Annotated in this window: 21 protein-coding genes; 20 read left to right on the top strand and 1 reads right to left on the bottom strand. The window is 64.8% G+C overall.

The window, feature by feature from the left end; translation table 11 throughout:
• Window positions 1-19: 19 nt before the first annotated feature.
• The 19 genes from nuoF (at window position 20) to GV832_RS08045 (ending at window position 17522) form a co-directional block, all read left to right on the top strand.
• Complete coding sequence (gene nuoF / locus GV832_RS08135) at window positions 20-1315, top strand: NADH-quinone oxidoreductase subunit NuoF (protein WP_168774348.1); 1296 nt, start codon at window positions 20-22, stop codon at window positions 1313-1315.
• A complete protein-coding gene (locus GV832_RS08130) occupies window positions 1312-1629 on the top strand; it encodes a hypothetical protein (RefSeq protein ID WP_168774347.1) in 318 nt (105 codons plus the stop codon). Before nuoF ends, GV832_RS08130 begins: the two co-directional genes overlap by 4 nt.
• Entirely contained in the window at window positions 1626-1967 is a 342-nt protein-coding gene (locus GV832_RS08125; RefSeq protein ID WP_168774346.1) for a hypothetical protein, read from the top strand. Before GV832_RS08130 ends, GV832_RS08125 begins: the two co-directional genes overlap by 4 nt.
• A gap of 89 nt (window positions 1968-2056) precedes the next feature.
• Window positions 2057-2455 carry a DUF5333 domain-containing protein gene (locus tag GV832_RS08120; protein ID WP_168774345.1) on the top strand — a complete coding sequence of 133 codons (399 nt, stop codon included), beginning with the start codon at window positions 2057-2059 and terminating at the stop codon, window positions 2453-2455.
• A gap of 123 nt (window positions 2456-2578) precedes the next feature.
• The gene (gene nuoG / locus GV832_RS08115) at window positions 2579-4597 is read left to right on the top strand and encodes an NADH-quinone oxidoreductase subunit NuoG (RefSeq protein ID WP_168774344.1); all 2019 of its coding nucleotides are present in this window, start codon (window positions 2579-2581) and stop codon (window positions 4595-4597) included.
• Window positions 4594-4977 (top strand): YNQ4 family lipoprotein, encoded by a 384-nt coding sequence (locus GV832_RS08110; RefSeq protein WP_435531752.1) that lies wholly within the window; start codon window positions 4594-4596, stop codon window positions 4975-4977. Before nuoG ends, GV832_RS08110 begins: the two co-directional genes overlap by 4 nt.
• Before the next feature lie 24 nt (window positions 4978-5001).
• Window positions 5002-6036, top strand: coding sequence for an NADH-quinone oxidoreductase subunit NuoH (gene nuoH, locus GV832_RS08105; protein ID WP_168774343.1), 1035 nt, complete (start codon window positions 5002-5004; stop codon window positions 6034-6036).
• Between the two features lie 3 nt (window positions 6037-6039).
• Window positions 6040-6534 carry an NADH-quinone oxidoreductase subunit NuoI gene (gene nuoI, locus GV832_RS08100; protein WP_168774342.1) on the top strand — a complete coding sequence of 165 codons (495 nt, stop codon included), beginning with the start codon at window positions 6040-6042 and terminating at the stop codon, window positions 6532-6534.
• A gap of 4 nt (window positions 6535-6538) precedes the next feature.
• The gene (locus tag GV832_RS08095) at window positions 6539-6946 is read left to right on the top strand and encodes a carboxymuconolactone decarboxylase family protein (RefSeq protein ID WP_168774341.1); all 408 of its coding nucleotides are present in this window, start codon (window positions 6539-6541) and stop codon (window positions 6944-6946) included.
• Window positions 6943-7557, top strand: a complete 615-nt coding sequence (locus GV832_RS08090; RefSeq protein WP_168774340.1) for an NADH-quinone oxidoreductase subunit J — start codon at window positions 6943-6945, stop codon at window positions 7555-7557. The genes GV832_RS08095 and GV832_RS08090 overlap by 4 nt, the downstream gene beginning before the upstream one ends.
• 30 nt (window positions 7558-7587) lie before the next feature.
• Window positions 7588-8091, top strand: coding sequence for a hypothetical protein (locus GV832_RS08085; RefSeq protein WP_168774339.1), 504 nt, complete (start codon window positions 7588-7590; stop codon window positions 8089-8091).
• A gap of 166 nt (window positions 8092-8257) precedes the next feature.
• Window positions 8258-8842: a hypothetical protein gene (locus GV832_RS08080; RefSeq protein ID WP_168774338.1), complete on the top strand. Its 585-nt coding sequence runs from the start codon at window positions 8258-8260 to the stop codon at window positions 8840-8842.
• A 77-nt stretch (window positions 8843-8919) separates the two neighbouring features.
• A complete protein-coding gene (nuoK, locus tag GV832_RS08075; protein ID WP_168774337.1) occupies window positions 8920-9228 on the top strand; it encodes an NADH-quinone oxidoreductase subunit NuoK in 309 nt (102 codons plus the stop codon).
• Window positions 9229-9232: 4 nt separating this feature from the next.
• Entirely contained in the window at window positions 9233-11233 is a 2001-nt protein-coding gene (gene nuoL, locus GV832_RS08070) for an NADH-quinone oxidoreductase subunit L (protein WP_168774436.1), read from the top strand.
• On the top strand, window positions 11233-12786 hold the full coding sequence (locus GV832_RS08065; RefSeq protein WP_168774336.1) for an NADH-quinone oxidoreductase subunit M: 1554 nt from the start codon (window positions 11233-11235) through the stop codon (window positions 12784-12786). Before nuoL ends, GV832_RS08065 begins: the two co-directional genes overlap by 1 nt.
• Before the next feature lie 9 nt (window positions 12787-12795).
• On the top strand, window positions 12796-14226 hold the full coding sequence (gene nuoN / locus GV832_RS08060; protein ID WP_168774335.1) for an NADH-quinone oxidoreductase subunit NuoN: 1431 nt from the start codon (window positions 12796-12798) through the stop codon (window positions 14224-14226).
• Window positions 14227-14230: 4 nt separating this feature from the next.
• On the top strand, window positions 14231-14971 hold the full coding sequence (locus GV832_RS08055; protein WP_168774334.1) for a biotin--[acetyl-CoA-carboxylase] ligase: 741 nt from the start codon (window positions 14231-14233) through the stop codon (window positions 14969-14971).
• Between the two features lie 93 nt (window positions 14972-15064).
• Window positions 15065-15859 (top strand): type III pantothenate kinase, encoded by a 795-nt coding sequence (locus tag GV832_RS08050; protein ID WP_168774333.1) that lies wholly within the window; start codon window positions 15065-15067, stop codon window positions 15857-15859.
• Window positions 15837-17522 (top strand): ribonuclease J, encoded by a 1686-nt coding sequence (locus tag GV832_RS08045; protein ID WP_168774332.1) that lies wholly within the window; start codon window positions 15837-15839, stop codon window positions 17520-17522. The genes GV832_RS08050 and GV832_RS08045 overlap by 23 nt, the downstream gene beginning before the upstream one ends.
• A gap of 223 nt (window positions 17523-17745) precedes the next feature.
• Here GV832_RS08045 and GV832_RS08040 read toward each other — a convergent pair whose 3' ends face one another.
• Entirely contained in the window at window positions 17746-18261 is a 516-nt protein-coding gene (locus GV832_RS08040) for a PepSY-associated TM helix domain-containing protein (RefSeq protein ID WP_168774331.1), read from the bottom strand.
• Window positions 18262-18425: 164 nt separating this feature from the next.
• On the opposite strand from GV832_RS08040, the gene GV832_RS08035 reads away from it, so the two are divergent.
• Window positions 18426-20096, top strand: a complete 1671-nt coding sequence (locus GV832_RS08035; RefSeq protein ID WP_168774330.1) for a DEAD/DEAH box helicase — start codon at window positions 18426-18428, stop codon at window positions 20094-20096.
• Window positions 20097-20222 lie beyond the last annotated feature (126 nt).

Here is a 20222-nt window from a genome sequence, read left to right as displayed (position 1 = left end):
GAGATGAAGGAGCAGACGGATGCTTGACGACAAGGACCGCATCTTCACCAACCTCTACGGGATGCACGACCGCTCGATCAAAGGGGCGATGAAGCGGGGCCATTGGGATGGCACGGCGGGCATCCTGGCGCTTGGCCGCGACAAGATCATCGACATCATGAAGGCCTCGGGTCTGCGTGGTCGTGGCGGCGCGGGCTTCCCGACGGGGATGAAGTGGTCCTTCATGCCGAAGCAGTCGGATGGGCGGCCGTCCTACCTGGTGGTGAATGCCGACGAATCCGAGCCCGGCACCTGCAAGGACCGCGAGATCATGCGGCATGACCCCCATACCCTGGTCGAGGGCTGCCTGATCGCCTCCTTCGCCATGGGGGCCAATGCCTGCTATATCTATATCCGTGGCGAGTATATCCGCGAGAAAGAGGCGCTGCAGCGCGCCATCGACGAGGCCTATGAGGCGGGGTTCCTTGGGAAGAACGCCTGCGGTTCGGGCTACAAGTTCGACCTTTACCTGCACCACGGCGCCGGCGCCTATATCTGCGGCGAAGAGACCGCTTTGCTGGAGAGCCTTGAGGGCAAGAAGGGCATGCCCCGGATGAAGCCGCCTTTCCCGGCGGGCTCGGGGCTTTATGGCTGCCCGACCACGGTGAACAACGTGGAGTCGATCGCGGTGGTTCCGACCATCCTGCGCCGGGGTGCGGAGTGGTTTGCAAGCTTTGGCCGTCCGAACAACACCGGCACCAAGCTTTTCGGCATCTCGGGCCATGTGAACCACCCCTGCGTGGTCGAAGAGTCGATGTCGATCACGCTCCGGGAACTGTTGGAGACCCATTGCGGCGGCGTGCGCGGCGGTTGGGACAATATCAAGGCGGTGATCCCGGGGGGCTCCTCGGTGCCCTTGCTGACCAAGGAGCAGTGCGACAACGCCATCATGGATTTCGACTGGCTGCGGGAACAGCGCTCGGGTCTGGGGACGGCGGCGGTCATCGTCATGGACAAGTCCACCGATGTGATCAAGGCCATCGCGCGGCTTTCCAAGTTCTACAAGCACGAGTCCTGCGGCCAGTGCACGCCCTGCCGCGAGGGCACGGGCTGGATGATGCGCGTCATGAACCGCATCGTCACGGGCGACGCGGAATTGGAAGAGATCGACATGCTTCTGTCGGTCACCAAGCAGGTCGAGGGTCATACGATCTGCGCCCTTGGCGATGCGGCGGCCTGGCCGATCCAGGGCCTGGTGCGCGCCTTCCGGGGCGAGATCGAGGACCGGATCAAGGCCAGGAAGACCGGCCGTCTCTCGGCGATTGCGGCCGAATGATGCGGGGCGCGCGCGTTCTTCTGGTGCTGGCACTGGGGCTTTCGGCCCCGGTTTGCCATGCCGATACGAAGGGCGCGCTGGCGGTGCGGTTTCCGGTGATCTCGGGCTGGGTGCTGTGGCGCGTGGCCGTCGCCGGGACCAAGGGGGCAGGGGCGGGCGATGTGACCGTCGAGCTTGCCGACCGGGCCCGGGTCGATCAGCGCATGGCCGAGGCGGCGGGTCGCCAGGCCTGCGCAGTCCTTGGCCGCAGATTCGCTCCGGCAGAGGTCGAGGCCGGGGCCCGTGCCTGGACCTGGCGGGGGGCCTGCCTGTGAAGCGCGCCCTTGCCCTGACCCTTGCGCTTTCGGGCTGCCTGCCCGCCGATATCCCGCAGAACCGCGCGGATGGTCCGCTGACGCTGCCATTGGTCGATGGCAGGTCCTCGCTCGTGCGGCGTGATCCTTTCGACTATTCCGTCTCGCGCACGCAAACCGCCCATGGCTTCGAATTCCGCGTCACCCGCATGGGCCGCGATTTCGACTATTCCGAGGGGCTGGTGGCCAAGAAGGCGGCCGAAGCCTATTGCGCGCAGTTCAACCGGGGCTTTTCGGCCACGGCCATGGGGCGCTTCTCGCAGCCCAATTCCTGGGTTTTCGACGGGGATTGCGCATGAGGATATCGGATATCACCCGCAAGACGCGCCCCCGTGATGGCATGACGGGCGCCAGGGCCGCAGGGTTTTCTTCCCAAAAGGAGAAACCCATGCGCAGCCTGACCCTTGCCCTGATCCTGTCCCTGTCCGCTCCCGCCTTTGCCGAAAGCAAGATCGCGGCGGATGCCCATGTGACCGACGTGCTTCTGGCCGCCCGCGTGGGCGATGTGATCCGCAACACCTGCCCCTCGATCTCGGCGCGGATGTTCGTGGTGCTGGGCGCGATGAGCGACCTGAAGGCCTATGCCATCGCGCAGGGCTATTCGGAAGCCGAGGTGAAGGCTTTCCTCAAGGACCCTGCCGAAAAGGCGCGGATCAAGGCCCTTGCCGCCAGCTACCTCGCCAAGGCGGGGGCCAAGGAAGGCGATGTCGAAAGCTATTGCGTGGCAGGCCGGGCCGAGATCGCGGCGGGGACCCTGGCGGGCAGCCTTCTGAGGTCGTCGCAATGACCGGGGCGCGGAAAGAATTTATGTGGGCGGGCTTGGGCGATGTTGCCTTTGGCGCGCCGAAGAAGGAAGAACACGCCAAACGGGGGCCAGCCCTGTCGGCGTCAAGATGAAGGGTGCATGGGCATGTCGAACCTGAAGAAAGTGCTGATCGACGGCATCGAGGTCGAGGTGGATGGCGCGATGACCATCATCCAGGCCTGCGAGGTCGCGGGCATCGAGGTGCCGCGCTTTTGCTATCACGAACGGCTGACCATCGCGGGCAACTGCCGCATGTGCCTCGTCGAGGTCGTGGGCGGCCCGCCCAAGCCTGCGGCCTCTTGCGCCATGCAGGTCCGCGACCTGCGCGGCGGCCCGAATGGCGAGCCTGCCGTAGTCAAGACCAACACGCCCATGGTCAAGAAGGCCCGCGAAGGCGTGATGGAATTCCTGCTGATCAACCATCCGCTCGACTGCCCGATCTGCGACCAGGGCGGCGAATGCGATTTGCAAGACCAGGCCATGGCATACGGCGTGGACTTCTCGCGCTATCGCGAGCCCAAGCGCGCCAGCGAGAACCTGAACCTCGGCCCCCTGGTCAAGACCGAGATGACGCGCTGCATCTCTTGCACCCGCTGCGTGCGCTTTACGACGGAAGTCGCGGGCATCACCCAGATGGGCCAGACGGGGCGCGGGGAAGATAGCGAGATCACCTCTTACCTGAACGAGACGCTGGCCTCGAACCTGCAGGGCAATATCATCGACCTGTGTCCGGTCGGCGCCCTGACCTCGAAGCCCTATGCTTTCACCGCGCGTCCCTGGGAGCTGACCAAGACGGAATCCATCGACGTGATGGACGCACTGGGGTCGAACATCCGCATCGACGCCAAGGGCCGCGAAGTCATGCGCATCCTGCCGCGCAACCATGATGACGTGAACGAGGAATGGATCTCGGACAAGACGCGTTTCATCTGGGACGGGTTGCGCCGCCAGCGGCTGGACACGCCTTACATTCGTGAGAACGGCAAGCTGCGGAAGGCCACCTGGCCCGAGGCGCTGGAGGCTGCGGCCAAGGCGATCTCTGGTGCCAAGAAGCTGGCGGGCCTGGTGGGCGACCTCGCCCCGGTCGAGGCGGCTTTCTCGCTGAAGGCCCTGGTCGAAAGCTTCGGCGGCCATGTGGAATCCCGCACCGATGGGGCGCGGCTGCCGATTGGCAACCGCTCGGCCTATGTCGGCACGGCGAGGATTTCCGATATCGACACGGCCAAGGGGATCCTGATCATCGGGTCGAACCCGCGCAACGAGGCTCCGGTGCTGAACGCCCGGATCCGCAAGGCCTGGTCCAAGGGCGCCCAGGTGGGTCTGATCGGCGAGGCCGTGGACCTGACCTATGATTACCACCACTTCGGCACGGACCGCAAAGCCCTGGCCGATCACCTGGCCTTTGCCCTGGCCAACAAGGGTCCGGCGGGCGGCGTTGTGATCGTCGGGCAATCCGCGATCAACGAGGCCGATGGCGAGGCCGTGCTGGCCCATGCCATGGCGATTGCCGCCTCGCAGGACGCCAAGCTCCTGGTCCTGCATACGGCGGCCTCGCGGGTTGGGGCCATGGATGTGGGCGCGGTGACCGAGGGGGGCCTTCTGGCCGCCACCGAGGGCGCCGATGTGATCTACAACCTTGGCGCCGACGAGGTGGATATCGCCGCTGGCGCCTTTGTCATCTACCAGGGCAGCCATGGCGATCGCGGTGCGAGCCGCGCCGATGTGATCCTGCCGGGGGCGGCCTATACCGAGGAGAACGGGCTCTTCGTGAACACCGAAGGCCGGCCTCAGCTCGCCATGCGCGCCGGTTTCGCGCCGGGGCAGGCGAAAGAGAACTGGGCCGTCCTGCGTGCGCTTTCGGCCGAGGCGGGCAAGCAGCTTCCCTGGGACAGCCTGGCGCAGCTGCGTCAGGCCCTGGTTGCGGCGCATCCGCACCTGGGCGCGGTGGACCAGGTCGCCGACAATGGCTGGACGCCGGTCAACTTGCGCGACATGGGGGCGGCGAGCTTCCGTCTGTCGCGCGGGTCCTTCTACCTGACCAACCCGATTGCCCGCGCCTCGACCACGATGGGCGAACTTGCGGCGATGGATGCCGCCCGCATGACCAAGCTGGCGGCGGAATGATGAAGCGGGCTCTGGTCCTCCTGGCCCTCATGGGCTGCGCCACCGGCGCGGAGCAGAGCCAATCCGACTTCCACCCGGAGTATCAGGGTGTCCAGACCATCCTCATGGACGATGATCTGGTCACTTTCCGGGTGGCGATGAAGGGGGCAAGGGCGAAGGACGATGTCGCAGCCTATGCCCGTTGCGCTGCGGCGCAGTATGCCTTGATCCGCGGTTATGGGTTCGCGCGTCATTTGCGGACCAATATCGCGGAAAGCGGTGGAATTTGGCGCGGAGATGCGGTTTACACCATCTCGGCGGCGCTGCCCCTGGGGCTGCGCAACATCGATGCGGAAGTGACGGTGCGCGATTGCGCCGCGCAGGGAATACCGACGGTCTGAGGGCCGAAAGAAGGGAACGGAGACATGGGATTCTTCGAAACAACCTTGGGCATGGGCGTGCTGATGGCGCTGCAAAGCCTGCTGATCGTGGGCTTCGTCATGATCAGCCTTCTGTTCCTCGTCTATGGCGACCGGAAGATCTGGGCCGCCGTGCAGATGCGGCGCGGTCCGAACGTGGTGGGGCCCTGGGGTCTGTTGCAGACCGTGGCCGATGCGCTGAAGTTCATCCTGAAAGAGATCGTGGTGCCTGCGGGCGCGGATCGCCCGGTCTATTTCCTCGCCCCGATGCTGAGCTTCGTGCTGGCGGTCCTGGCCTGGGCGGTGATCCCGTTCAATGACGGCTGGGTGCTCGCCAATGTGAACGTGGCGATCCTCTTCGTCTTCGCCGCCTCCAGCCTCGAGGTCTACGGCGTGATCATGGGCGGCTGGGCCTCGAACTCGAAATATCCCTTCCTGGGGGCGCTGCGCTCTGCCGCGCAGATGATCTCTTACGAGGTCTCGCTGGGCCTGATCATCATCGGCATCATCATCTCGACCGGCTCGATGAACTTCGGCAATATCGTGGCCGCGCAGGACACGGGTTACGGCATGCTGGGCTGGTACTGGCTGCCCCACCTGCCGATGGTCGTTCTGTTCTTCATCTCGGCGCTCGCCGAGACCAACCGCCCGCCCTTCGACCTGCCCGAAGCGGAATCAGAACTCGTCGCCGGTTTCATGGTGGAATATTCCTCGACGCCTTATCTTCTCTTCATGGCGGGCGAGTATATCGCGATCTGGCTGATGTGCGCGCTTCTGTCGATCCTCTTCTTCGGCGGCTGGCTCTCGCCCATCCCCGGGGTGGCGGATGGCTTCGGCTGGCTGCTGATCAAGATGGTCTTCTGGTTCTTCATGTTCGCCATGGTGAAGGCCATCGTCCCGCGCTACCGCTATGACCAGCTGATGCGGATCGGCTGGAAGGTCTTCCTGCCGATGTCGCTGGGCTGGGTCGTCATCATCGCCTTCCTGGCGAAGTTCGAAATCCTTGGGTCGTTCTGGGCCCGCTACACGATGGGGGGCTGATCCATGGCATCTGTCGATTGGGGTCGTGCGACCAAGTATTTCCTGCTGATGGACTTCATCAAGGGTTTCGGCCTGGGGATGAAATACTTCTTCGCACCCAAGGCCACGCTGAACTATCCGCATGAAAAGGGGCCCCTGTCGCCGCGCTTCCGCGGCGAACATGCGCTGCGCCGCTATGCCAATGGCGAAGAGCGCTGCATCGCCTGCAAGCTCTGCGAGGCGATCTGCCCGGCCCAGGCCATCACCATCGATGCCGAACCCCGCGAAGACGGCTCGCGCCGCACCACGCGTTACGACATCGACATGACCAAATGCATCTACTGCGGCTTCTGCCAGGAGGCTTGCCCGGTCGATGCCATCGTCGAGGGGCCGAATTTCGAATTCGCGACCGAGACGCGGGAAGAGCTCTTCTACACCAAGGAAAAGCTCCTGGACAACGGCGCGCGCTGGGAAGCCCAGATCGCCCGCAATCTTGAACTCGACGCGCCCTATCGGTGACCCAATGACCGAAGATTTCGCCAGATTCTTCCAGACCATGATGGAGAGCGGCCAGCAGATGGCCCGCGCCTTCACCGGGGGCATTGGCGCAGACCCCAAGGCCTTCGAGAAGTTCTTCCCTTCGATGCCGAAGGAAATGATCGAGGCTTTCTTCGGCAAGACCTTCAACCCCGATGGGCTGGACGCGCGCACGCGCTTCCTGGTGACGGTCGCCGCCCTCACCGTCCTTGGCCCGGTCGGGGAGCCGCAGATGCGGCTGACCATCCAGAACGCGCTGAAAGCCGGCGCCACCCAACGCGAGATCGCCGAGACGATCTGGCAGATGTCCATGTTCGGCGGCTTGCCCGCCACGCAGAAGGCGCTGGAAACCGCACGCGCCGTCTTTGCCGAAACCGAGGAGAGCCCCGAATGACTGTGGCAGTTCTGGCATTCTATGCCTTTTCCATCGTGGGGGTCGTGGCGGCCCTCATGGTGACGCTCTCGCGCAACCCGGTCCATTCGGTCCTGTGGCTGATCCTGACCTTCCTCTCGGCGGCGGGGCTCATGGTGCTCTTGGGGGCCGAGTTCGTGGCGATGCTTCTGATCATCGTCTATGTCGGCGCCGTCGCGGTTCTGTTCCTTTTCGTCGTCATGATGTTGGACGTCGACTTCGCCGAGCTGAAATCCGAAATGGTCAAATACATGCCGCTGGGCCTTCTGGTCGCGGTGGTGGTGCTGATCCAGTTGGGCTTCGGCCTCGGCGCCTGGGCGACCTCCGAGGGGGCAATGGGGCTCCGCCAGGCCGTGACGCCCGATGCGGCGGTGACGGAAAACACCAAGGCGCTCGGGCTCTTGATGTATGACACCTATCTCTATCTCTTCCAGCTGTCGGGTCTGATCCTTCTGGTCGCCATGATCGGCGCCATCGTTCTGACGCTCCGGCATCGCAAGGATATCAAGCGGCAAAACGTCCTGCACCAGATGTGGCGCGATCCGGCCAAGGCGCTGGAGATGGTGGACGTCAAGCCGGGCCAGGGTTTGTAAGCGGGCAGGGCTCGCGTTTTTCGGAGGGTGATGATGCGTATTCTTCTGGCGACTTTGGCGATCCTGGCGGCTGGCGCGGCCATGGCGCAGGATTCGACCCTGCAAACGATCAAGCAGCTCCCGCATTGCGGGTCCGAGGCCAAGAACAGCTTCGGCGTGCACAAGGAATACCCGGCCATGGACCTGGGCAACGGCTTCGTCGGCTTCAAGACCGAGGATGCCAATGCCGATGGTCTGAAAGAGCGCTTCTCGCTGATCAACTGCGCGACGCGGGCCATCGTGCAGCTGAATGCGGAGTATCTGTTGAAGGACAGCTCCAAGGGCATCCCGGCCAGCGGCGACATGTTCGCCTTCGTCGACAAGCTGAAGAAGCAGGGCAAGCTGGCGAATGGTGATCTCTTCGCCGGGCTGGCCTCGCAGGCGGGCTACGAGGTGACCAGCGGCAAGCTGCCGAAGGTGGGCGACGACAAGGCGGCGCGGGCGGAATGCGGCTGCGACGATTTCTATCCCGAGGCGCGCAGCCTCTGGAAGTGACGGGTTGTGACGGGTGGCGGTGCGCTGAAGCGCACCCTACGCAGGCGGGGCGGGTAGCGCGTAGGGTGCGCTTCAGCGCACCGCGCCCGGGAAGACAGGGGCAGGGCGGGTCGCAACCCGCCTCCCGCGTAGGGTGAGCTCAGGCGCACCGCTTGTGAAGGAAGACATGGTGACCACGGCGGCTCAGATCAAGACGGCAGGACGGGCAGCGATGCTCGGCGTCGTCGTTTTTCTGTCTGCTGGCCCGGCTGCCGCCTGTTCTTTCCTGACCGACCGCTGGAACAATCTTATCGCCTTTTCTGCGGATGGCAGTTTCGTCAACGCTGACAGTGAGCCTGGGGAATATGGGCGCGACACCGTCTCTGGTGCGCCTGTAGCAGACCTTGGCAATGGCCTTGTTTCGCAGCTTGTTCGCGAAAAATCGGGGTGCCGTGTTACCCAGTATCTCGTCGTGACCTCTTGCCTGGATGGAAAAGCGATTTCGCTCAGGGGGGAGGCGCCGCCCATAGTCCCCAATACGCCCGTGATCGCTGGGGTCTCAGCCTATCTCGTTGAAGAAATCCTTGCGCCGCGTGGCAAGATCCGGGTCGATGGCTCCGCCTCTATCGAAAGCCTGACTGCTGCTGCCGAAGCCAATGACCTGCGATATGTCATCAAGGGATCCGAGGGCGATCGATGGGCGCCTTGGCAGCATTATCCGATGCGCCGGGCGTGCAAACTCTTCTACCCCGGGTCTCCCGGGTCGAAATAAGGGGCCCCAGGCCTCGGGTGGCGGGGAAAACCCGCGATGGAAATGAAACGGGGCAAATCTCCCGGAGGGACTGACGAATGAACATCGGACTGGAACATTATCTCGCGGTGGCGGCGGCTTTGTTCGTCATCGGCATCTTCGGGATCTTCCTCAACCGCAAGAACGTGATCGTCATTCTCATGTCGATCGAATTGATGCTGCTGGCGGTCAACTTGAACCTGGTGGCCTTTTCCTCGATGTCGGGCGACCTGGTGGGGCAGATCTTCACCATGCTGATCCTGACCGTCGCCGCCGCCGAGGCCGCCATCGGCCTTGCCATCCTGGTCGTGTTCTTCCGCAACCGCGGCACGATCGAAGTCGAAGACGCCAATGTGATGAAGGGCTGACATGATCCCGACCGTAATCCTTCTCGCGCCGCTGGTCGGCGCCATCATCTGCGGCTTCTTCTGGCGCATCATCGGCGAGCGGGCGGCCAAGCTGGTTGCCACCGGCCTCTTGTTCCTGGCCGCAGGCCTCTCGTGGTACACCTTCCTGACCTTCGACGGGGTCACGCAGCAGATCGTGCTTCTGGACTGGGTGCAGTCCGGCTCGCTCTCGACCGACTGGTCGATCCGGCTCGACCGGCTGACCGCGATCATGCTGATCGTCGTGAACTCGGTCTCGGCGCTGGTTCATCTCTATTCCTGGGGCTACATGGCCCATGACGAGAACTGGGGCCATGACGAGCCCTATCGGGCGCGCTTCTTCGCCTATCTCTCGTTCTTCACCTTCGCCATGCTGACGCTGGTGACGGCCGACAACCTGGTGCAGATGTTCTTCGGCTGGGAGGGCGTGGGCGTCGCCTCTTACCTCCTGATCGGCTTCTACTACCGCAAGCCCTCGGCCACCGCCGCCTCGATCAAGGCTTTCGTGGTCAACCGCGTGGGCGACTTCGGCTTTGCGCTTGGCATCTTCGGACTCTTCTACCTGACCGACTCGATCCGCTTCGACGAGGTCTTTGCCCGCACCTCCGAGCTGGCGACGACCAACCTGCATTTCCTCTGGACCGACTGGAACGCGGCCAACCTGATCGGCGTGCTTCTCTTCATCGGCGCTTGCGGCAAGTCGGCGCAGTTGCTCTTGCACACCTGGCTGCCGGACGCGATGGAGGGGCCGACCCCGGTCTCCGCCCTGATCCACGCCGCAACCATGGTCACCGCAGGCGTCTTCCTCGTCTGCCGCATGTCGCCGCTTTATGAATATGCGCCCGAGGCCAAGGCCCTGATCGTCGTGGTCGGCGCCTCGACCGCCTTCTTCGCGGCCACCGTGGGCCTGGTGCAGAACGACATCAAGCGCGTGATCGCCTATTCGACCTGTTCGCAGCTGGGCTACATGTTCGCGGCGGCAGGCTCGGGCGTCTATGGCGCGGCGATGTTCCACCTCTTTACCCATGCCTTCTTCAAGGCCATGCTCTTCCTCGGCGCCGGTTCGGTCATCACCGCGATGCACCACGAACAGGACATGCGGAACTATGGCGGGCTGCGGAAGAAGATCCCGCTGACCTTCTGGATGATGATGATCGGCACCTTTGCCATCACCGGCGTCGGCATCCCGCTCACCCATATCGGCTTCGCTGGCTTCCTGTCGAAAGACGCGATCATCGAGTCGGTCTATGCCGGCGGGTCGTCCTATGGCTTCTGGCTCTTGGTGGCGGCGGCCTGCATGACCTCCTTCTACTCCTGGCGCCTGATCTTCCTGACCTTCTTCGGCAAGGCGCGGGGCGACCATCACGCCCATGACCATGCCCATGAAAGCCCCTGGGTCATGACCTTGCCGCTGGTGGTGCTGGCCTTGGGTGCGGTCTTTGCGGGCATGCTCTGGTACAATGACTTCTTCGGCGACCATCATACGATGCTCCACTTCTTCGCCATGACGGAGGGCGAGGGCGAACATGCCGTCTCGATGGGCGCCATCGCCATGGGCCCGGGGATGCATGTGCTTGAGGCCGCACATGAGGCGCCCACCTGGGTCAAGGTCTCGCCCTTCGTGGCCATGGTTCTGGGCCTTCTGACCGCGCTGACCTTCTATGTCTGGAAGCCTTCGCTGCCCGCCATCTGGGTGCGCGAGCTTCAGCCGCTCTACCAGTTCCTCTTGAACAAGTGGTATTTCGACGAGCTCTACGACATGCTCTTCGTCCGCTCCTCCAAGGCGCTGGGGCGCTTCCTGTGGAAGCGTGGCGATGAGCAGATCATCGACGGTTCGCTGAATGGCGTTGCCTTGGGGATCATCCCCTACTTCACCCGGCTCGCGGGCCGCGCCCAATCGGGCTATGTCTTCACCTATGCCTTCGCGATGGTCCTGGGCGTTGCTGCCCTGATCACCTGGGTCTCCATCGCCGGAGCTTCGCACTGATGTCCAATATCCTCTCCATCATCACCTTCATCCCGGCAGTGGCCGCCGTCATCCTGGCGGTCTTCCTGCGCGGCAATGATCCGGCGGCGCAGCGCAATGCCAAGTGGCTGGCGCTGTTCGCGACCTCGCTCACCTTCCTCGTCTCGCTTTTGGTGCTGAAGGGCTTCGACCCCGCCAACACCGGCATGCAGTTCGTCGAGGATCGGCCCTGGATCATGGGGCTGCATTACAAGATGGGCGTCGACGGGATCTCGGTGCTTTTCGTGATGCTGACGACCTTCCTGATGCCCATCACCATCGCCTCCTGCTGGGGCGTGACGGACCGGGTGAAGGACTACATGATCGCGTTTCTGCTCCTGGAGACGCTGATGCTGGGCGTCTTCACGGCGCTGGACCTGGTGCTTTTCTACCTCTTCTTCGAGGCCGGCCTGATCCCGATGTTCCTGATCATCGGCATCTGGGGCGGGGTGAACCGGATCTATGCCTCGTTCAAGTTCTTCCTCTACACTTTCCTCGGCTCGGTCCTGATGCTGGTCGCCATGGTCTCGATGTATTTCGTGGCGGGCACCACCGACATTCCGACGCTGATGACCTATGACTTCGCCTCCGAGCCCATGGTGGTGGCTGGCATCACGGTCATGGGGGGCATGCAGACGCTCCTCTTCTTCGCCTTCTTCGCGAGCTTTGCGGTGAAGATGCCGATGTGGCCGGTCCATACCTGGCTGCCCGATGCCCACGTTCAGGCGCCGACCGCCGGTTCCGTCGTCCTGGCCGCGATCCTGTTGAAGATGGGCGGCTATGGCTTCCTGCGCTTCTCGCTGCCCATGTTCCCCGAGGCTGCGATGCTTTGGGCGCCCCTGGTCTTCTGGATGTCGGCGATTGCCATCGTCTATACCTCGCTGGTGGCCTTGGCGCAGAACGACATGAAGAAGCTGATCGCCTATTCATCGGTTGCCCATATGGGTTACGTGACCATGGGGATTTTCACGGCCAACCAGCAGGGCCTGGACGGCGCGATCTTCCAGATGATCTCCCACGGTTTCATCTCCGGCGCGCTCTTCCTGTGTGTTGGCGTGATCTATGACCGCATGCACACCCGCGAGATCGACGCCTATGGTGGCCTCGTGAACCGGATGCCGGCCTATGCCCTGGTCTTCCTCTTCTTCACCATGGCGAACGTGGGCCTGCCGGGCACCTCGGGCTTCATCGGCGAGTTCCTGACGCTGATGGGCATCTTCCAGGTCGATACGGTCATCGCCACGATCGCGACCACCGGCGTGATCCTTTCGGCGGCCTATGCCCTGTGGCTTTACCGCCGCGTGACGCTGGGCGCCCTGGTCAAGGAAAGCCTGAAGACCATCTCTGACATGACCCGGCGGGAGCGGGCGATCTTCGCCCCCCTGATCATCATGACGCTGCTTCTGGGCATCTATCCCAAGGTGGTGACCGATATCACCGGGCCCGCCGTCGGCGCCCTTGTCACCCATGTCCGGGCCGCCGTGCCCCTGGTGGAGGCGGCTCCGGTCGCTGTCACCGAAGAACAATCGCATTAAGAGGCAGAGATGACCCAAGACCTGACAACCATCCTGCCGGAACTGCTCCTCGCGCTTTACGCCATGGGGGCCTTGATGCTGGCGGTCTATACCGTGAAAGACGGGATGACCGGTTTCCTGACCTGGGCCACGGCGGCGGTCATGGTGGCCCTGGCGGTGCTGATCGGCACGCGCGAGGGCTCGGCCACGGCCTTCGGCGGGCTCTTCACCGATGACGCCTTCGCCCGTTTCGCCAAGGTGACGATCCTTCTCTCGGCCGCGGCCGTCTTGGTCATGTCGCAAAGCTTCATGGCCAAGCGCGGGATTGCGCGCTTCGAATACCCGGTGCTGATCTCGCTTTCGGTGGTCGGCATGATGGCCATGGTCTCGGCCGGAGACCTGATGGCGCTTTACATGGGGCTCGAGCTGCAATCGCTGGCCTTGTATGTCGTGGCCTCGATCCAGCGCGACAGCCTGCGCTCGACCGAAGCGGGGCTGAAGTATTTCGTCCTCGGCGCCCTCTCCTCGGGCCTCCTGCTTTACGGCGCGAGCCTCGTTTATGGCTATGCCGGCACGACGCTCTTCTCGGGCATCACCACGGCCCTGCAGGGCGAATTGCCCGTGGGCCTGATCTTCGGCCTGGTCTTCATGCTCTCGGGCCTGGCCTTCAAGATCTCGGCCGCGCCCTTCCACATGTGGACCCCCGACGTCTACGAGGGCGCGCCGACCCCGGTGACCGCCTTCTTCGCCACCGCCCCCAAGGTGGCGGCCATGGCCCTGATCGGCCGCCTGACCTGGGACGCTTTCGGCGGCATCCCCGGCCAATGGGCCCAGGTCCTGGCGGCGCTTTCGGTGGTCTCGATGTTCGTGGGCGCCGTGGCGGCCATCGGGCAGAAGGACATCAAGCGCCTGATGGCCTATTCCTCCATCGCCCATATGGGCTTTGCGCTGATGGGCCTGGCGGCGGGCACGGCCTACGGCGTGCAGGCCATGCTGATCTACATGGCGATCTATGTGACCATGAACATCGGCACCTTCGCCTTCATCCTCTCGCTGCAAAAGGACGGCGTTCCCGTCTCGGATATCGAGGGGCTGAACCAGTTCGCCAAGCGGTCGCCGGGCAAGGCCCTGGCCGTGCTGATCCTGATGTTCTCGCTGGCCGGTGTGCCGCCGATGCTGGGCTTCTTCGGGAAGTTCTACGTGCTGAAGGCCGCCGTCGATGCCGGGATGACCTGGCTTGCGGTGGCGGGCGTCGTGGCCTCGGTGATCGGCGCCTTCTACTACCTGCGCGTCGTCTATTACATGTACTTCGGCACCACCGAGGGCCAATCGCAGTCGCGCAGCTCGCCGATGGAGGCCGTGGCGCTCTTCGGCGTGGCCTTCGTGATCCTGGCGGCGGTGCTCAATCTCTTCGGGCTGGAGCCCGCGGCGATGGCGGCGGCCCAGGCGCTGATCGGTTAAGCGCGTGTCGGCCAAGCCCCAATGGCCAGTGGGCCTCGGCCGCCACCTGTTCGAGACCCTGGACAGCACCAACGCCCATGCACTCCGCATGGGCGTTGAGTCGTTTCCGGCCTGGGTGCTGGCCCATGAGCAAAGCGCGGGCAGGGGGCGGAGGGCCCGGGCCTGGGCCTCTCCGCGCGGCAATTTCCACGCCTCGCTGCTTCTGGCCCCGTCAGAGCCCCCCGCCACCGTGGCGCTCCGCTCTTTCGCCGCCGCCCTGGCGCTCCGCGACGCCTTCACCAGCCTGACCGAGACACCCCAGGCCTTCGCGTTGAAATGGCCGAATGACGTGCTCTGCAACGGCGCCAAGATCGCGGGGATCCTATTGGAGGCGAACCTGCCCTGTCTCGCCATCGGCATCGGCGTCAACCTGATCGCCGCCCCCGATCCCGCGCTCCTCGACCCCGATGCCCTGCCGCCCACGACGCTCCTCGCCGCCACCGGCCTGCGCGTCACGCCCGAGACCTTCCTCGACGCCCTCGCCCCCGCCTATGACCACTGGGAGCGCCTCTTCCAAACCCAGGGCTTCGCCCCCCTTCGCGAAGCCTGGCTCCAGAACGCCGCGAAGCTCAACGAACCGATCCGCGCCCGCACCGGCAGCCAGACCCTCCACGGCACCTTCCGGGGCCTCGACGAGACCGGCGCCCTCCTCCTGCAAACCGCGCAAGGCCTCACGCCCATCCCCGCCGCCGAAGTCTTCTTCTAACGCCTTTCAATTTGGCTCAAATATCTCCACGGGGGTCCGGGGGTGTGAAACCCCCGGGCTTGCCGCAAAAGCCCAAGCTCCAGGACAAGCCCCATGCTCCTCGCCATCGACTGCGGCAACACCAACACCGTCTTCTCGATCTGGGACGGCACCCGCTTCCGCGCCACCTGGCGCATCTCGACCGACCACAAGCGCACGGCGGACGAGTATTTCGTCTGGCTCCAAAGCCTCATGGCGCTGACCAAGACCGAGGCCGATGTGACCGAGGCCATCATCTCCTCGACCGTGCCGCGCGTGGTCTTCAACCTCCGCGTCCTGTGCAACCGCTATTTCAACTGCCGCCCCCTGGTCGTGGGCAAGCCCGAATGCCGCCTGCCGCAGGCCCCGCGCGTCGATCAGGGCGTCACGGTGGGCCCCGACCGCCTGGTCAACACGGTCGCAGGCTTTGCCCGCCATGGCGGCAACCTGATCGTGGTGGACTTCGGCACCGCCACGACCTTCGACGTCGTGGATCATGACGGCGCCTATATCGGCGGCGTCATCGCCCCTGGCGCCAACCTCTCGCTCGAGGCGCTGCATATGGCGGCAGCGGCGCTTCCCCATGTCGATGTGGCCCGCCCCGCCCGCGCCATCGGCACGAACACGGTTGCCTGTATGCAATCCGGCGTCTATTGGGGCTATATCGGCCTGATCGAAGGCATCGTCCGCGAAGTCCGCAAGGAGCGCCCGCCCAACGCGAAAGTCATCGCGACCGGCGGCCTCGCCTCCTTGTTCTCGCAAGGCACGACGCTATTTGACGCGGTCGAAGATGATCTGACCATGCATGGCCTCGTCCTGATCCATGCCCATAACAAAGAGTTTCCCGATGGCCCCCAAGACCTCTCCTGACCGCCTCATCTATATGCCGCTCGGAGGCGCGGGCGAGATCGGGATGAACGCCTATATCTATGGCTATGGCCCCAAGGACCGCGAGCGCCTGATCCTGGTCGACATGGGCGTGGCCTTCCCGGATATGGACTCGTCGCCCGGCGTCGATCTGATCCTGCCCGATATCTCCTGGCTGGTGGACCGCCTGGACCGGCTGGACGCGATCTTCATCACCCATGGCCACGAGGACCATATCGGCGCCCTGCCGCATCTGTGGCCCTTGTTGAAGAAGCCGGTCTATGCGCGGCCCTTCACGGCGGCCTTGGGGCGCGGCAAGATGGAGGAGGCGGGGCTTTCGCGCGATGCCATCCGTGTCGTGGGCCCGATGACGCCGATCGAGGTCGGCCCCTTCTCGGTGCAATATGTCCCCGTCAGCCATTCGATCCCGGAAAGCGCCGCGCTTTGCATCGACACGCCTGCCGGGCGGATCATCCATTCGGGCGACTTCAAGCTCGACCCCAACCCGGTCGTGGGCGAGCCCTGGGACGACAAGGTCTTCGAGGCCCTGGCCAAGGAACGTCCGATCAAGGCCCTGATGTGCGATTCGACCAATGTGTTTTCGAAATCCCCCGGGCGGTCGGAAAGCTCCATCGGCGGCAATCTCTCCGAGCTGATCAAGAATGCCTCCGGCATGATGGTGGCCACGACCTTCGCCTCCAACGTCGCGCGTCTGAAGACCCTGGCCGAGGCGGGCAAGGCGGCTGGCCGTTCGGTCTGCTTCCTCGGCCGCGCCATGCGCAAGATGATCACGGCGGGCGAGGAATCCGGCATCCTCCAGCGCTTCCCCAAGTCGGTGACCGTGGAAGAGGCGGTCGATATCCCGCGCGGCAACCTGATGCTGATCGTGACGGGCTCCCAGGGCGAGCGCCGTGCCGCCTCGGCCCAGCTCGCGCGCGGCAAATACCTGGGGATGGAGCTGCGGGAAGGCGACACCTTCCTCTTCTCCTCCCGCACCATTCCGGGCAACGAGCGTGACATCGGCCGTGTGGTCAACCAGCTCTCGGAAAAGGGCGTCGAGATCGTGGACGAGTCGGGCGGGCTCTATCACGTTTCGGGCCATGCCAACCGGCCGGACCTGGAGCATGTGCATCGCCTGCTGTTGCCCGATATGGTGATCCCGATGCATGGCGAGCACCGCCACCTGCGCGAACATGCCAAGATCGCGACCGATGCGGGGATCCAGTCGGTCGTGGCGACCAATGGGATCATGATCGATCTGACGGGCGATGTGCCGGGCGTCTGCGGCTATTTCCAGATGGGAAGGGTCTACCTCGATGGCACGGCCCTGGTCGGCGCCATGGACGGCGTGATCCGAGACCGGATCCGCATGGCGCTGAACGGCCATGTCACGGTCACGATGATCGTGGACGAGGATGGCTCTGCCCTGGGCGAGCCCTGGGCTGACATGATGGGCCTGCCCCCCACCGGCAAGGGCGGGCGCGATTTCGTCGAGACGCTGGAAGGCGACCTCGCGGAGTTCGTGGGCTCGGCGGGCCGCAAGATCCTCGCTGATGACGACAAGCTGGAGGAGGCCCTGAAGCGCGTCGTCCGCCAGGTCGCCATGGAAGAGATCGGCAAGAAGCCGGAAGTCACCATCGTGATCTCGCGCCTGTCGGCGGAGTGAGCGCAGAGAGCCCGGGGGTTTCACACCCCCGGACCCCCGTGGGATATTTGTGCCAATGTGAAAGAGGCAAGGGGCGCGGGTCTTGACCTGGCGCCCTTTTCGTTTGGGGCGCTTGGGCGGGCTGGCGGGTCCCGTAGCCCGGGGGCACCCCGGGTCCCAGCCGCAAGCGGTGAGTGCTTTCAGCGCTCTCTCTCCGCCGCGTAGCCCGGGGTATACCCCGGGTCTACCTCCGCCAACGCCGCAACCGGGGCGCCAGGAAGAGCCAAAGCCCCGAGAGACCGAAAAGCGTCAGCGCCAGGGCCACGAGGTCGGCGGGCCAGGTCCCCAGGTTCTCCCCGGCCCAGCCCGCGCGGTGAAGGCGCAGGAAGAGCTTCTGCCACTCCACCCGCCAGGCGATGACCTCTCCCCCCCGGTCGCGCCAGAGCGTCATCCAGGGCCCGGGCTCCCAGCGGACCCCGGTGGCCTGGTCGATGCCGCGCCCATCCGCGCCTTGCCAGCCGGGGCGGCCGAAGACCGTGACGGGTTCGGGCTCGGTCAAGAGGGCGCTTGCCTCGACCTCGGTGACGGGTGAAGCGGGCAGGGCGGAGAGCTGCGCCTCGGTCAGGGGGGCGCCCGGCAGAAAGGGGTCGATGGCGCTGGCGTGGTTCTGGTAAAGCCCGGTCAGGGCGATCATCACCACCCAGGGCCAGGCGAACAGCCCGAGCCAGCCATGCAAGGTCTTGATACGCCTGTGCCACATGCACCCATCCATGGCAGAGCAAGGGACAATCCTCAAGGATGCAAGGTTGACCCTGTGGACAAATTCCGGTAATGGCGCCAGAGGGGCATTGTGCCCCAGACGCCGGGGCGCCCGGAAGTTGCGTCCCATTTGCATGGGCGGCCCTGTCCGCCTTCAGGATGCTGATGACCAAATTCGCTGACCTCGCTCTTGACCCCCGCGTGCTGCAAGCCGTGGCGGAAACCGGGTATGAGACCCCGACCCCGATCCAGGAACAGGCGATCCCGCCCGCGCTGGAAGGCCGCGACGTTTTGGGCATCGCCCAGACCGGCACCGGCAAGACGGCGAGCTTCTCCTTGCCGATGATCACCATCCTGGGCCAGGGCCGTGCCCGCGCCCGGATGCCGCGCTCGCTGGTCCTGTGCCCCACGCGCGAATTGGCCGCCCAGGTGGCCGAGAATTTCGACACCTATGCCAAGCACACCAAGCTGACCAAGGCCTTGCTGATCGGCGGCGTCTCCTTCGGCGACCAGGACAAGGCCATCGACCGGGGCGTCGATGTGCTGATTGCCACGCCGGGCCGGCTCCTCGACCATTTCGAGCGTGGCAAGCTGATGCTGAACGGCGTCCAGATCATGGTGATCGACGAGGCCGACCGGATGCTCGACATGGGCTTCATCCCCGATATCGAGCGCATCTTCACCCTGACCCCGCCGACGCGCCAGACGCTGTTCTTCAGTGCCACCATGGCGCCCGAGATCGAGCGCATCACCAAGGCTTTCCTGAAGGACCCGGTCAAGATCGAAGTGGCGCGCCAGGCCACCGCCAATACCTCGATCGAGCAAAAGCTCTTCCAGTTCACGCCTTCGCGCAAGGATCGCAGCTTCACCGAGAAGCGCGCCGCCCTGCGGGCGCTGATCACCGGCGAGGGTGAGGCCCTGACCAATGCCATCGTCTTCTGCAACCGCAAGATGGATGTGGATGTGGTGGCCAAGTCGCTGAAAGCCCATGGCTTCGATGCGGCGCCGATCCATGGCGACCTCGACCAGTCGCAGCGGACCCGGACGCTGGAAGGCTTCCGCGATGGGACGCTGCGCCTGCTGATCGCCTCGGACGTTGCGGCACGGGGCCTGGATATCCCGGCCGTGAGCCATGTCTTCAACTTCGACGTGCCGACGCACCCGGAGGACTATGTCCACCGCATCGGCCGCACCGGCCGGGCCGGGCGTCTCGGCAAGGCCTTCACCCTCGCGGTTCCGGCGGATGACAAGTACATCGGCCAGATCGAGAGCCTGTTGAAGATGGCCATTCCGCGCGCCGATCTGCCCGAGGGCGCGCTGGAAGGCGCTTCCGAGAATTCCGACCGTGCCCGGACTTCCTCCTCGCGTGGCGGCTCCTCGCGGGGCCGTGGCGAGTCTGGTCGCAGCGAAGGCGGCCGTTCGCGCAGCCGCTCCGGCTCTGGCGCACCGCGCGATCCGATCCCGGTGATCGAGGCTGAAGCCGCTCCGGCCGAGGCGGTGGAAGCGGTCCGCGAAGCGCCCCGCGCCGAGCCCGTCCGCGAGCCGCGCCGCGAGGCGGAGCGCAGCACGGGTGAGCGCAGTTCGGGTGGCGCGGGCTACCGCGACCGCAACGGCGCGCGTGGGGGCTCTGACCGTGGGCCGGAACGCAGTGGCGAGCGCAGCTCCGAGCGTTATGGCGAGCGCCGCGACGAGGGACGTCCGGTGAACCGCTCTTATCCCGGCCAGCACGAACGTATCGTGGGCATGGGAGATCATGTGCCGGACTTCATCCTGCGCAGCTTCAAGATCGCGGCGCCGGTCGTGGATGAAGCCGCGGAAGACAGCGACGCCGCCTGAGGTCGCTTGGGGGCGCTGCCCCCAAACCCCCGGGATATTTCGGTCAGTGTGAAATCAAGAGGGCGCGTCGGGGGAACCCGGCGCGCCTTTTGCTTGGGGTCGGAGGGGGCGCTGCCCCCGCTCCTG

It is taken from the genome of Stagnihabitans tardus (genome assembly GCF_009925085.1).
Lineage (GTDB): Bacteria > Pseudomonadota > Alphaproteobacteria > Rhodobacterales > Rhodobacteraceae > Stagnihabitans > Stagnihabitans tardus.
This window is presented reverse-complemented; position numbering and strand designations above follow the sequence as displayed.